This is a genomic window from Erwinia aphidicola, from assembly GCF_024169515.1.
GTDB classification, from domain to species: domain Bacteria; phylum Pseudomonadota; class Gammaproteobacteria; order Enterobacterales; family Enterobacteriaceae; genus Erwinia; species Erwinia aphidicola.
The window spans coordinates 313,155-325,846 of sequence record NZ_JAMKCQ010000001.1 but is presented as its reverse complement, the minus strand read 5'-3'; the positions used below and the strand labels follow the sequence as shown (position 1 = coordinate 325,846).

Here is a 12,692-nt window from a genome sequence, read left to right as displayed (position 1 = left end):
AAGTGGAGCAAAACAATAATGACTAAGTATGCTTTGGTAGGTGATGTCGGCGGCACCAATGCGCGCCTGGCACTGTGTGAAGTTGAGACCGGTGCTATTTCACAAGCCAAAACGTTCCCCACGACAGATTATGCCAGTCTGGAAGCGGTGATCCGCGCTTATCTGGATGAACAGCAGCAGGATATTAAGCATGGCTGTATTGCCATCGCCTGCCCAATCACGGAAGACTGGGTCGAAATGACCAACCATGACTGGGCATTTTCCACCAGTAAAATGAAAGCCAGCCTGGCCTTCGAGTCGCTGGAGATCATCAACGATTTTACCGCCGTGTCGATGGCGATCCCGATGCTGTCGCCTGACGACGTGCTGCAGTTCGGCGGCGAACCGGCGGTGCAGGATAAGCCGGTTGCCGTGTATGGTGCGGGCACCGGGCTCGGCGTGGCGCATCTGGTCCACGTGGATAAGCGCTGGGTGAGCCTGCCGGGCGAGGGCGGCCACGTTGATTTCGCTGCTAACAGCGACGAAGAAGATATGATCCTTGAGGTACTGCGCGCTGAGCTCGGCCACGTTTCTGCCGAGCGTATTCTCTCCGGCGGCGGGCTGGTAAACCTGTATCGGGCGATTGTTAAATCAGATGACCGGGAGCCAGAAAACCTCAAGCCGCGCGATGTCAGCGAGCGGGCGCTTGACGGTAGCTGCACCGACTGCCGCCGTGCGCTGTCGATGTTCTGCGTTTGCATGGGCCGTTTTGGCGGCAACCTGGCGCTGAATCTCGGCACTTTTGGCGGTGTCTACATCGCCGGAGGCATCGTGCCGCGTTTCCTGGAGTTCTTTAAAGCCTCCGGGTTCCGTGCGGCGTTTGAAGATAAAGGCCGCTTCCGCGACTACACCTCGCGCATTCCGGTCTTTATGATCACTCACGATCAGCCGGGCCTGCTGGGCGCGGGCGCGCACCTGCGTCAGACCCTGGGCCGCGTGCTGTAATCTCCAGGCTGATGCGGCGCTACAGCCGCATCAGCTGGCGAAACTCCTTCACCTTGCTGCGGCTGACCGGAACCTGGAACTCCATATCGCGCAGCTTGAGAATATAGGTGTTGTTAAACCACGGCTCAATCTCGCGGATCTTACTCAGATTGACGCAGTATGAGCGGTGGCAGCGAAAGAAATACGCCTCCGGCAGGCGGCTGCAAAATTCGGTGATATTCATCGACATTACATACTCTTCCCGCCGCGTATAGACAAACGTCAGCTTTTCATGGGCTTCTGCGTAATAGATATCGTTGATATCGGTGACGATAATGCGTTCGTCCTTCACCAGATTAATGGTGTACGGAGCAGGGCGCGCCGCCGTGCTGCTGAGCTGTGCGCTGCTCTGCGCATGGTTTTCCAGCTTGCGCAGCAGCGTGACGATGCGCATCTCTGACCATGGCTTGAGAATGTAGTCAAATGCTTCCAGCTCAAAGGCATCTACCGCGTACTCTTTATAGGCGGTAATAAACACGATCAGCGGCTTAGTGGCGAACTTACTGATGTTCTGCGCCAGCAGCATGCCGTCCAGCGACGGAATATTGATATCGAGAAATATCACGTCCACCTGGTGACTCTGCAGGTACTTCAGCACGTCGAGGCCGTCATCAAAGGTGGCTTCAATGACAATGCTGCTGTGCTGGCGGATCAGCCAGCTCAGCTCCTGCTGGGCAAGAAATTCATCTTCAACGATTATTGCTTTCACATCGGTTTCCCATCTCAGGCAGTCAATGAAACACTCTGGTTTTCCGGCAACATGGCGCCGTTCTTACTGATGTAGAAGGTGATTTCGGTACCCGGATTAAAACGGTGGATATGCAGCCCCTCGCCGTACAGCAGCTTCACCCGGTGATGCACGTTCAGCAGGCCGATCTTGTTGCCCGGCATTTCGTTGCGCTTCACGCGCGCCATCACCTCTTCGCTGATGCCGTGGCCGGTATCGCGCACCGCAATACGCACGCGATGGCCCTGATCCTTAATGCTCAGCGTCACCACGCCTTTACCCCGGCAGGGATGGATGCCGTGGACAATGGCGTTTTCCACCAGCGGTTGGATCAGCAGGCTGGGCAGCGGGCAGTTGACATCTTCATCGATATCGTAAATCACCGTCAGCTTGTCGCCGAAGCGCGCCTGCTCAATGGCGATATAATCTTTCACCTGATACAGCTCTTTTTTGATGTCGATGGTTTCATCGTCATTCAGTTCGAGGTTATAGCGCAGATAGCGCGAAAGATTGGTAATCAGCTGGCGCGCAGTATCGGGATTAATGCGAATAGAGGAGGAGATGGCATTGAGCGCGTTGAACAGGAAGTGTGGGTTGATCTTGCTTTGCAGGGCGCGCAGCTCCGCCTTATTAGCCATTTCGCGCAGCTGCTCAGCGCGTGAAACTTCCAGCTGGGTGGAAATAATTTGCGACAGCCCGACCGCCATCTCTTTCAGTGACCAGGTAATGCGGTGCGCATGACGATAGTAGATCTTCAGCGTGCCGGTCACTTCGCCTTTTTCCCACAGGGGGATGACAATCATCGAGTGAATTTCCGGGGTGCGGTGCGCCTCATCATTATTTTTAATGATGATTTTACCCTGTGAAATCGCCGCCAGCGTGGTCGGGCTGATGCCGTCATCGCCGTCACGATAGTTGCCTTCGCCCACGCCAACGTAGGCGAGGATCTGGCGGGTATTGGTCATCGCCACCGCATCGGCGTTGATATCGCTGCGGATGATGTCACACACCTGGCGCAGCGACTGGCTGTTGACCTGGCGGAACAGCGGCAGAGTTTTATTAGCAATATCCAGCGCCAGCTTCGCCTGGCGGGCGGCAATAGCCTCTTTTTCCCCCTCCACGCTCTGCACCAGCAGCACGATCAGACCGATGCTGACCGCGCCGAGGATCATCGGAATGGCAATCTCAGAGACGATATCGACGCCCAGTGAGGTCGGTGACGCCCACAGCACAATCAGCACCATGGTCAGCGTTTCACAGGCCATCCCGCCGATAATGCCGCTGCTCCAGCGCTTCTCTTTCACCACTTTGAGATTGATCCAGCCGGAGACGATCCCGGCGGCAATGCTGGTGATCAGGCACGGTACCGAAGTCACACCGTCAATGTCGATCAGGAAGCGGTGCAGCCCGGCAATCACTCCGGTGGCGATGCCGACCCACGGGCCAAACAGGATGCCGCCGGACATAATGGCGATGGTGCGCACGTTGACCAGCGACCCTTCAACATTGATGCCGGTCCAGGTGCTGAACAGGGCAAACAGCGAGAAAATAGCGGTCACCGCCAGCAGCTCCTGGCGCGAGTGCTCGTCCTTCTGCAACAGCTGCCGGAAATGACGGGTACGGGTAATAAAGAACAGGCAGATAAGCATCAGCGCTGCGCGATCAAACACGGCGAGCAACATCTCAAACATCGAATGCACGGGCATCTCGGCTGGCGGAAAACAGTGGCGCTATGATAGGGAAAGCGGGCGGGATGTGCCAGGGATCACAGCGTGGCAATCGGTTAATCCCGGCCTGGATCAATTTTTCCCGGATAAACAGGGGGCAACCACTGGGGTATTCCCAGAAACGACTTACCTCGCTAAACGTCCGCTAACCGCCTCCTGAAACCTGACACCGGTCACCCCGCGACAATATCCAGGCACAATGTTTGTGCAGATCCCTCACGGGGGACCTTTTTTCGATCGCCCCGCAGGGTTACTCCAGCATCTGCTGCTTGCCCAATGGCGTCAGATCCTGCGCGGTGGCGCGCCCGACGAAATCGACTTCGAAATCGTCGGCGGCGAAATCCGGTGGCGAACGCCCCTCAACAAAGGCGGGCCACTGGCGCTGTAAATAGGCGACATTTTTCTCGCACCACGGCGCGGCGGCAATGTACATCACGTTGCTGTCGAACTCGCCCTGATGCTCATTTTCCACGGCGTGAACCACGTCGCAATGCCAGAACACCGTGTCGCCCGCTTCCATATCGGGAATAGAGGAAAAACCTTCAAGTAAAAGAGGATGAAACTTCTCGCTAATCGATAAAGCGCGCCCCGGAGCGGCACCGCACAGGTCATCCTCCGCGACATCATCCTGCAGCGCGCGCAGTAAAATCCACGCCATGGCGTTGGCGATCGGCAGCAGCTGCAGGGTGCCGCCGTGCTTGCGCTGCGGCGTCAGCGCCGTCCAGCCCTGGAAAGTGCGAAACATCGAGCAGACGGCAGGGGAGGGAAATTCGCGTACTTCGCAGCGTTTCTCGGCATCAAACGGATTGTACTGCTGCCAGTTGCCGCTAAACACGTGTCGGTAGACGTGACGGAAGTTCTCATCCAGCCAGCGCTCCAGCGACCCGCCATCCACGTGCGGCGACAGGCCGAGTGAACCCGAGTTCGGTGGGCGGCGGCGCGTGCGGTCGGCGTAGCTGACGATGCGCGTCGGGTCGAAGTGCTGCTGGCCGTGGCTTTCGCTCTGCCACAGCGAGTTAAGGAATGCCTGCACCGCCTGCATGCGTGCATCCTGACGCGCCTCCACCTGGGGTCTGGACCAGTAAATGCCGTAGATTTGCGGCTTACCCTGCTTCAGGTCGCCAAAGTAATTGTCCTCGGCGGCATGTTTTAGCTTTTCCACAAACTGATTCTCGTCGAGGTAATCGCCAATCTGCTGGTTCCAGTCGCTGGCCTGCTGGCGCGTGAACACGCCTTTGATGACGCAGCAGCCGCGCTGGCGGATCAGATTTTTTTGCTGTTCCGTCACGCGCTGATTCAGGATATCGTTGGCCTCAAGCTGCGGTACCGGATGCTCACCGCGCTGCTGCTCATGGTTGAGCGTGGCAATCTGGCGGCGCATATCGGCATCCAGTTCGGCAAACACCTGGCGATAGTTGGGAAGCTGCTGGCGCAGCTGCGCTTTAATCTGGCGCACTGCGTCGGGAATATTGTCGATTTTGAGAGGGGCCATGGTCGTTCTCCAGTGACAAAATTGTTATCGTTTTGCTGTAGGGCAGGACGATTACACGGCCAAAAAGCGGCAGATAAAAGAGATGACTATTTTGTGGTTTTTCCCCTTTTAGTGAGCGAAACGATGCAACTCACCACGCAACGACTGGTACTGACCCGGCTGAAGCCGGAAGACTGGCAGCTTTTTTTACAGGTCCACACTGACGAAACCTGCATGGAGTTTATCAGTGCAGTACCGCAGCTGGCCGATATCCGCCAGCGTTTTCAGGACCGGCTGGCGCCCTGGCAGGTGACCAGCTTTCACATGCTGTGCCTGGTTATCCGCCGCAAAGAGGACAACCAGGCGATAGGCATGATGGGGGCGAACCCGGAATGGGCTCCCCATCGGCAGGTGGAAGTGGGCTATTCGCTGCTGAGCGACTATTTCGGCCAGGGCTACGGCAGCGAAGCGCTGGGGGCGCTGTGTGACTTCCTGCTGGCGCAGTGTGAGTTCCACAAGCTGAAAGCGCAGGTGGTGGAGGGCAATATCGCCTCGCGCCGGGTGCTGGAAAAAAACGGCTTCGTGCTGGAGGGGACGCTGCGGGATAATTATCTGCTGCGCGGCCAGTGGGTGAATGACTGGCTGTTTGGACGCATTAATACGGCCAGATAAAAAATTTTATTCTGCCTCTCGACAGGTTACAGAAATGTACGTTATGGTCATTCCTCGACCACTACGGTGGTCAGCGTCGCTCGGATGGTCCGGGCGCTTACGTTAATCAGAGGTTACTATGGCTGACAATCATTCCGCTCGCCGTTTTTCCCGTATCGAACGTCTTCCCCCCTATGTATTCAATATCACTTCCGAACTGAAGATGGCCGCACGCCGTCGCGGGGAAGATATTATCGATTTCAGCATGGGCAACCCGGACGGCCCGACGCCGCCGCACATCGTGGAAAAACTCTGCACCGTGGCGCAGCGTGATGACACCCACGGCTACTCGACGTCGCGCGGCATTCCGCGCCTGCGTCGGGCGATTTCCCGCTGGTATGCCGACCGTTACCAGGTGGATATCGACCCGGAATCGGAAGCGATTGTCACCATTGGTTCCAAAGAGGGGCTGGCACACCTGATGCTGGCAACGCTCGATCACGGTGATACCGTGCTGGTACCGAATCCGAGTTATCCCATCCATATCTACGGTGCCGTGATTGCCGGGGCGCAGGTACGTTCGGTGCCGCTGGTGGCGGGCGTGGACTTCTTCAACGAGCTGGAGCGTGCGATCCGCGAAAGCTATCCGAAGCCGAAGATGATGATCCTCGGCTTCCCGTCGAACCCCACCGCGCAGTGCGTCGAGCTGGACTTCTTTGAACGGGTCATCGCGCTGGCTAAGCAGTACAACGTGCTGGTGATCCACGACCTGGCTTACGCCGATATCGTTTACGATGGCTGGAAAGCGCCGTCGATTATGGAAGTGCCGGGCGCGCGCGACGTGGCAGTGGAGTTCTTCACGCTGTCGAAAAGCTACAACATGGCGGGCTGGCGTATCGGCTTTATGGTCGGTAATAAAGAGCTGGTGGCGGCGCTGGCGCGCATTAAGAGCTATCACGATTATGGCACCTTCACCCCGCTACAGGTTGCCGCGATTGCCGCGCTGGAAGGGGATCAGCAGTGCGTGCGCGACATCGCCGAACAGTATAAACGCCGCCGTGATGTGCTGGTGAAAGGGCTGCACGAGGCGGGCTGGATGGTGGATAACCCGAAAGCCTCGATGTACGTCTGGGCGAAAATCCCCGATCGCTATGCGCACCTGGGTTCACTGGAGTTCGCTAAACTGCTGCTGCAGGAAGCGAAAGTCTGCGTCTCGCCGGGGATTGGCTTTGGCGATTACGGCGACACCCACGTGCGCTTTGCGCTGATAGAGAACAGCGACCGTATTCGCCAGGCGGTAAGAGGGATTAAGGCGATGTTTCGTGGAGAGGGCGTGAACTAACCAGGCTGGGGGTCAGGCGCACCTGACCCTTTTCTTTATCCGGCCAATCATTACAGCATCAGATAGAAAGTGCCAACCCAGATTAACAGGATAAAAGAGATCCCCATAAAAGCATATTTCACTGCAAAAACCCTCTGAACACCCATGATCGAACGCTAATCTACCGCTATTTCCCGGCAAAATAAAGACGCTTGTTCTGAGACCTTTCTTACATTAATGGCTTTCCAGTTGCGGCACCACCGACATGCCAACGCGCAGCCTTGCCAGCTCAGGCTGGCCCGGTTCCAGCACGATTTTAACTGGAAGACGCTGAACCACTTTAGTGTAGTTTCCGGTCGCGTTGTCGGCGGTAATTGCGGCAAAGGTCGAGCCGGTCGCCGGTGCGATACTGTCGATATGGCCGCGCAGCGTAACTCCGGGCAGGGCATCCACCGTTATTGAAACGGCCTGGCCGTGGCTGACATGCGCCAGCTGGGTCTCAAGAAAATTGGCCACCACATAGCTCTGCTGCAAAGGCACCACCGCCAGCAGACGCGTTCCGGCCGACACCCACGCCCCCTGGCGCACCGCGCGCTGCCCAACGCTGCCGTCAATCGGTGCGGTGATGCGGGTATACGAAAGGTTAAGCTGCGCCTGATCCACGCTGGCGCGCATCGCGGCGATATCGGCCTGCGCCTGCTTCTTGCTGGCCTGCAACACGGCCACTTCCTTACGCGCGGCCAGCTCGGCCGCCTGGCTCTGCTTTACCTGCGCTGCGGCGCTTTGCATGGTGGAGCTGGATTTTTGCTGTTCATCCGCCGTTGCGGTGCCGCTTTTCAGCAGGCGGCGATAGCGCTCGGCATTCTGCCCGGCGTAGCTCAGGGTCGCCTGGCTGGCGCTGACCGCGGCGGCCGTCTGGGCGATGGTTGCCTGCTGCTGTTCAAGCTGGGCATCAATGCTGCTCAGCTTCGCTTCGCTGACCTGTAAATTGGCCTGGGCGGTTTCCAGCGCGACGCGATAGTCGCGATCGTCGATGGTTGCCAGCACGTCACCGGCTTTCACCTGCTGGTTATCCGCTACATTTACCGTGCTGATATAGCCAGAGACTTTCGGGGCCACCAGCGTATAGTCCGCCGTGACGACCGCGTCATCGGTGCGTAGCGAACGGTGGTTGATCGCCGACCAGACGAAAAAGGCGATAGCCAGCAGGATCAACAGCAGCAGGAGCAGCAGAGTGGTACGTTTGGCAGGTGTGAAGCGCATTATAATTTTCCCGGAGTAAGCGGAGCAGAAGTGAGTAAGGTTTGCGGTGGCCAGACGCGTTTCGGCAGCCAGGCGGTCAGCAGCACCAGCAGCAGAGCGAAGCCGATGATCAGCAGGTAGCCGTCGCTGATGCTGAGGATCACCGCCTGATGTTTTACCAGCGTGCTGAAATGGCCAAGGTTCTCGCCGGAGCTGATTGAACCGTCCGGCAGCAGCGGAGCCAGAGCACTGGCGCTGTCGCTGCCGGGGGCGGTCATCAGCCACGGACGGTTGCCGAGCTGATCGACCAGCACGTGCGAATGGAATTTTTCACGATGGGTGAGGAAGTTTTCCACCAGTACCCCGGCGGCGACGCTGGAAAAGCCGCGTACGGTATTAAACATTGCGGAAGCAAAGGGGCCTTCGGGCGGTAACACGACGCTGGTGGCGCTCATCAGTACCGGCAGGATCATCATCGGCTGACCGAACGCCTGCAGGCTCTGGATCAGCCAGAAGTTCTGCCGCGCCCAGTCGTCGGTCAGCTGCATTCCCAGCAGGCAGGAGAGCACCATCAGCGCCGCGCCGGCGGTCAGCATCCAGCGGCAGTCTACCCAGCGCAGATTAAGCAGGGCTGCTATCAGCGGCGCAATCAGCAGCTGCGGCAGGCCAATGGTCAGCGCCAGCGGAGCAAACTGCGCGGTGCGAAACCCGTCAATCTGCCCGAAGTAGGCAGAGGGCAGCGCAGATCCGGAGAGTGCCACCATCAGCACGCCCGCTAACACCAGCAGTCCGTGGGTCAGGTTTTTACGCTGCAGCATTTGCAGCTTGAACAGCGGCAGCGGGTGATACCATTCGTTAATCAGGAACACCAGCAGCAGGGCAGCCGCAGCCAGCAGCATGGCGCTAATCAGCGGTGACTGCAGCCAGTCAAGGCGCTCGCCCTGGGTCAGCGCCAGCACCAGCAGCGCCATGCCGCTACAGCCGGTCAGCATGCCGAAGGCATCAATCTGGCGAAAGCGCTCAAGGCGCAGCGGATCCTGCGGCAGTCCCCAGCCAATCAGCGTGGCGGCCACCAGGCAAGCCGGGATCACCTGCCAGAAAGTAAACTGCCAGCCGACGGAATCGGTCCAGAACGCCGCCAGCGAGGCGGCCATATTCGGGCCAAAGGTGGCGGTCAGCGCATAGGCGGCCAGGCCATAGAGTTTGATGCCCGGCGGCAGAAAACGCAGCGCCACCGTCATCAGCAACGGTGGCAGCGCCCCGCCAAACAGCCCCTGGATTGTGCGCAGGGTAATAAAGGTGCTGGCATCGCGGGCTAAGGGCTGGATCATGGCGATCAGCGCAAAACCAAAGGTTACTGCCAGCGCAAAGCGGCGCAGGGAGAAGGTCACGGCAAACCACGGCGCAATCATCATGGCCGCCACTTCTGCGGCCTGGTAACTGGAGGTGATCCAGCTGCCGCTGTCAAAATCGATACCGATCGCCGCCCGAATGTCGGCCAGCGCCAGATCGGTGACGCGATCGTTAAGTCCTGAACTGAGCGCGGCGATCAGCACGCCGACCAGCCCCAGCGCCAGGCGCAGGGTAAATGGGTGCGGTGCGGGCATAGCGGCAGGCTGGGAGTTCATAGCAGGGGGCTCCGACATCATTCATCGTTATTATTATCGATGCACTGTATTGCATCGTGATACATTTGCGGCAATAGTACAGGGTGATGCACTGTATTGCAATGCGATACAGCGTGTCCGCTAAGCCAAATAGTGCTAAAGTAATTGCCGATTACAAGGAAAGAGAATCCCTATGTCTGAACCCCTACACTGCCGCGATGATGAACGGATCGGCGGCATTCAGGTCATCACACGCGCCGCGAAAATATTAGATGCGCTGGGGGCCACACCAAACGGCATGAGTCTGGGCGAGATCGCCCAGGCCGTCGATTTGCCGCGATCGACCGTGCAGCGCATCGTCGGCGCACTCGACTCGGTGCAGCTGGTGCGCAGCCACGGCGTGGGCGGCGTGCGCCTTGGCCCCGCGCTGCTGCGGCTGATCGCCAACGTGCATACCGACGTGGTGGCTATCGCTCAGCCCTGGCTGCAGGCGCTGTGCGATGCCACGGGCGAAACCGTCTCGCTGGCGCGCGCCAGCGGGCTGCAGCTGGCCATCGTGCACTACGTGGTGGCCGATCGCGAGCTGCGGGTCGTGCCGCGCATCGGCATGAATCTGCCGCTCTACAGCACCTCCGGCGGGCGCGCTCTGCTGGCGCTGGACAGTGATGAAGCGGCAAAAGAGCTGGTGGGCGAGGCCTACCAGGCCATGACCGAGCTGACGGTGCGTGACTTCCCCGCGCTGCTGGCGCACTTAAATGAAATTCGTCACACTGGCCTGGCCTACGATCGCGGCGAAACGCTGGAAGGGATCTCCACCATGGCCGTGGCGATCGATACCATTCTTGGCCGCTTTTCCATCAGCCTGTTGATCCCCAGCGCACGCTTTCAGCTGAATGAGGAGCGCAATCGCGCTGAAATCCTCAAGTGTAAAGACGCGCTGATCGATGAGATTGGAAAAGCGGCATTACGTGACTGACAGGAGAGGGATATGAAAACGCTTTTAGTCGCTGTAGATAATTCAGTTATTGCACGTAAAGTGGTGGCGCTGGCCACCGAACAGGCGCTGGCTTTACAGGCGGAAGTGGTGGTGGTGTGCTGTGTTGATGCCAGCTACTCTGCTTCCGGGGCGTTTGATATTGAAGCCGGGGAGGACCCGGGTGATTTCGGCCTGGCGCTCGATGAGCAAAATACCGCTGAAGCCGTAGTGCGCATGGCGCTGGCCGAACTGCAACGCGCGGGCGTTAAGGCGCGCGGCAAGGTGGTTCCCGGCGAGTCGGCACAAAGTATTGTCGCCCAGGCCAACGAGCTGAACGCCGCGATGATCATCATGGGCCGCCGCCATCTCTCCTCGTTCAACCGCCTGCTGAAAGGATCGTGCAGCGCCGCCGTGATTGAACGCGCCAGCTGCCCGGTGCTGATTGACGTCCGCGCTGATTAACCCACCGACGAACCTTAGACAGGCCGGCAACCCGGCCTGATGATTTCAGGAACCTGTTTTGAACTCTCACGCTATTCTCGCCTCGCTGTTCTCCGCTCTGGTCTGGCTGCTGGTTATCGGCTGGCTGCTAAAACGCCAAAAATTGTCGAAACTAACCGGCGCGCTGCTGTTTGTACTGCCGCTGCTGTTGGGGAATCTCTACTACTACGGCTGGATAGCCCCGCGTCAGCAGCAGGAAGCGGCTCTGGCTGCCGCGCAGGACAGCCTGGCGGTGCAGCCCGTCTGGCGCACCATCAAAGAGCAGCAGCCCACGCTCTACCGTCAGGCAAACGATCGGCTGCTCAGCAGCCTTGAGGCGGGCGTACCCTTACAGCAGGCGATTGATCGCCTGCGCCCGCTGGCTGCCGATCTGCTAAATCAGCGCATCAACGCCGCGCGCGATGAAGATCTTATCCGCTATATGCAGATTTCCCTTGAGGAGATGAAAGCGATGCGTGAAAGAGGTGCCGCTGAATGTTTCCGCTTTCTGTTCCCGCAGGTGAAGGGGGGGATCAACATCAGCGATGTGCTGCCCAAGCCGCTGACCGACAGCGAACTGCTGGCGATGGATACGCTGTTTAAGCACAGCAATGGTGCTGACCAACCGGTTGATTTACAGCAGGGAAGAGTAAAATTGCAGGGGGTGGTGCGCACGCTGTACGCGAAGTGGGGCAGTGACTTACAAACCCTCAATACGCCTGCTGAAGTGGGCGTTGACGAAGCGAAGCTGTGCGATATGACCATTGATCTTTATCAGTCGGTTCTGGCACTTACTGATAAGGATTCGGCAAACGTCTTACGTATAATTATTAGCGGAACAGGTAACTGACCTGCAAAAAAAAGCCCGCTCGCCGCGGGCATAAAATATTGTAATTATTAATAAAAATCCTGGTGTTGTGCAGACATGTCGCGATGTCTGTAAAGCATATTCGCACCTAACAGCAGATAACGCTAAGCGTCTTCCTGAATCGATTCAATCGGTAGAACATTGCATAACGTAAGTAAAATTATGCAAATGCGCCGGAATCCGATAGTCACGGAGGGGGAGCTTGTTATTATGCGGCACCGGAAGAGGGGAATCAGAATGAAAACGAAACTGTTCGGCGCTCTGGCGCTGTTATTGCTGGCGGGCTGTACTTCCAGCAAACCAGGGGCTTTTGAGAAAGTCGATGAAGATCCGGCGGTGAATACCGTGCAATATCGTTTTAACCCGACAAGCGTGGATAAGACCGCCATGTTGGAAGATGTTGAGCGCTACTGTAATGAGCGCGGGTTCGATAAGGTAGAAGCGCTTGACCCGCAGGACAGCCACGTCCCGGGACTGAAGAAAGCCTGGTATCAGTGTAATTTCAGCGTTAAAAGCTAAAAGCAAAAAATAAGGGCGGGGAAATCCCCGCCCAATTTATTTCAACTTCTCTGTTTTTATTATCTTGCTGTGTGCAGGCT

General features: G+C 57.9%; 13 protein-coding genes. 7 read left to right on the top strand and 6 right to left on the bottom strand.

What is annotated here, in order from left to right; all coding sequences use genetic code 11:
• Nucleotides 1–18: 18 nt before the first annotated feature.
• Nucleotides 19–984 carry a glucokinase gene (gene glk / locus J2Y91_RS01350; protein ID WP_133623133.1) on the top strand — a complete coding sequence of 322 codons (966 nt, stop codon included), beginning with the start codon at nucleotides 19–21 and terminating at the stop codon, nucleotides 982–984.
• A 19-nt stretch (nucleotides 985–1,003) separates the two neighbouring features.
• On the opposite strand, the gene J2Y91_RS01345 is transcribed toward glk, so the two are convergent.
• The 3 genes from J2Y91_RS01345 to J2Y91_RS01335 all read right to left on the bottom strand — a co-directional run bounded on the left by J2Y91_RS01345 (nucleotide 1,004) and on the right by J2Y91_RS01335 (nucleotide 4,969).
• Entirely contained in the window at nucleotides 1,004–1,732 is a 729-nt protein-coding gene (locus J2Y91_RS01345) for a LytR/AlgR family response regulator transcription factor (RefSeq protein WP_133623134.1), read from the bottom strand.
• A 14-nt stretch (nucleotides 1,733–1,746) separates the two neighbouring features.
• Complete coding sequence (locus J2Y91_RS01340; protein WP_133625032.1) at nucleotides 1,747–3,432, bottom strand: sensor histidine kinase; 1,686 nt, start codon at nucleotides 3,430–3,432, stop codon at nucleotides 1,747–1,749.
• 295 nt (nucleotides 3,433–3,727) lie between these two features.
• The gene (locus J2Y91_RS01335) at nucleotides 3,728–4,969 is read right to left on the bottom strand and encodes a DUF1479 domain-containing protein (protein ID WP_133623135.1); all 1,242 of its coding nucleotides are present in this window, start codon (nucleotides 4,967–4,969) and stop codon (nucleotides 3,728–3,730) included.
• 123 nt (nucleotides 4,970–5,092) lie between these two features.
• Here J2Y91_RS01335 and J2Y91_RS01330 point away from each other — a divergent pair, with 123 nt between their 5' ends.
• Both J2Y91_RS01330 and alaC read left to right on the top strand, forming a co-directional pair.
• Entirely contained in the window at nucleotides 5,093–5,620 is a 528-nt protein-coding gene (locus tag J2Y91_RS01330) for a GNAT family N-acetyltransferase (RefSeq protein WP_253536862.1), read from the top strand.
• 118 nt (nucleotides 5,621–5,738) lie between these two features.
• Nucleotides 5,739–6,941, top strand: coding sequence for an alanine transaminase (gene alaC, locus J2Y91_RS01325; RefSeq protein ID WP_048915297.1), 1,203 nt, complete (start codon nucleotides 5,739–5,741; stop codon nucleotides 6,939–6,941).
• Between the two features lie 50 nt (nucleotides 6,942–6,991).
• Here alaC and ypdK read toward each other — a convergent pair whose 3' ends face one another.
• From ypdK to J2Y91_RS01315, 3 genes are all read right to left on the bottom strand, one after another.
• A complete protein-coding gene (gene ypdK / locus J2Y91_RS23030; protein WP_208864875.1) occupies nucleotides 6,992–7,087 on the bottom strand; it encodes a membrane protein YpdK in 96 nt (31 codons plus the stop codon).
• A 67-nt stretch (nucleotides 7,088–7,154) separates the two neighbouring features.
• Entirely contained in the window at nucleotides 7,155–8,183 is a 1,029-nt protein-coding gene (locus J2Y91_RS01320) for an HlyD family secretion protein (protein WP_253536860.1), read from the bottom strand.
• A complete protein-coding gene (locus J2Y91_RS01315) occupies nucleotides 8,183–9,790 on the bottom strand; it encodes an MFS transporter (RefSeq protein WP_253536859.1) in 1,608 nt (535 codons plus the stop codon). The genes J2Y91_RS01320 and J2Y91_RS01315 overlap by 1 nt, the downstream gene beginning before the upstream one ends.
• Nucleotides 9,791–9,962: 172 nt before the next feature.
• Here J2Y91_RS01315 and J2Y91_RS01310 point away from each other — a divergent pair, with 172 nt between their 5' ends.
• The 4 genes from J2Y91_RS01310 to J2Y91_RS01295 all read left to right on the top strand — a co-directional run bounded on the left by J2Y91_RS01310 (nucleotide 9,963) and on the right by J2Y91_RS01295 (nucleotide 12,612).
• Nucleotides 9,963–10,745 (top strand): IclR family transcriptional regulator, encoded by a 783-nt coding sequence (locus tag J2Y91_RS01310; protein WP_253536856.1) that lies wholly within the window; start codon nucleotides 9,963–9,965, stop codon nucleotides 10,743–10,745.
• Between the two features lie 12 nt (nucleotides 10,746–10,757).
• Complete coding sequence (locus J2Y91_RS01305) at nucleotides 10,758–11,207, top strand: universal stress protein (protein ID WP_048915301.1); 450 nt, start codon at nucleotides 10,758–10,760, stop codon at nucleotides 11,205–11,207.
• A 58-nt stretch (nucleotides 11,208–11,265) separates the two neighbouring features.
• The gene (locus J2Y91_RS01300; protein WP_253536854.1) at nucleotides 11,266–12,075 is read left to right on the top strand and encodes a hypothetical protein; all 810 of its coding nucleotides are present in this window, start codon (nucleotides 11,266–11,268) and stop codon (nucleotides 12,073–12,075) included.
• A gap of 255 nt (nucleotides 12,076–12,330) precedes the next feature.
• Nucleotides 12,331–12,612, top strand: coding sequence for a hypothetical protein (locus tag J2Y91_RS01295; RefSeq protein WP_048915303.1), 282 nt, complete (start codon nucleotides 12,331–12,333; stop codon nucleotides 12,610–12,612).
• Nucleotides 12,613–12,692: the final 80 nt, after the last annotated feature.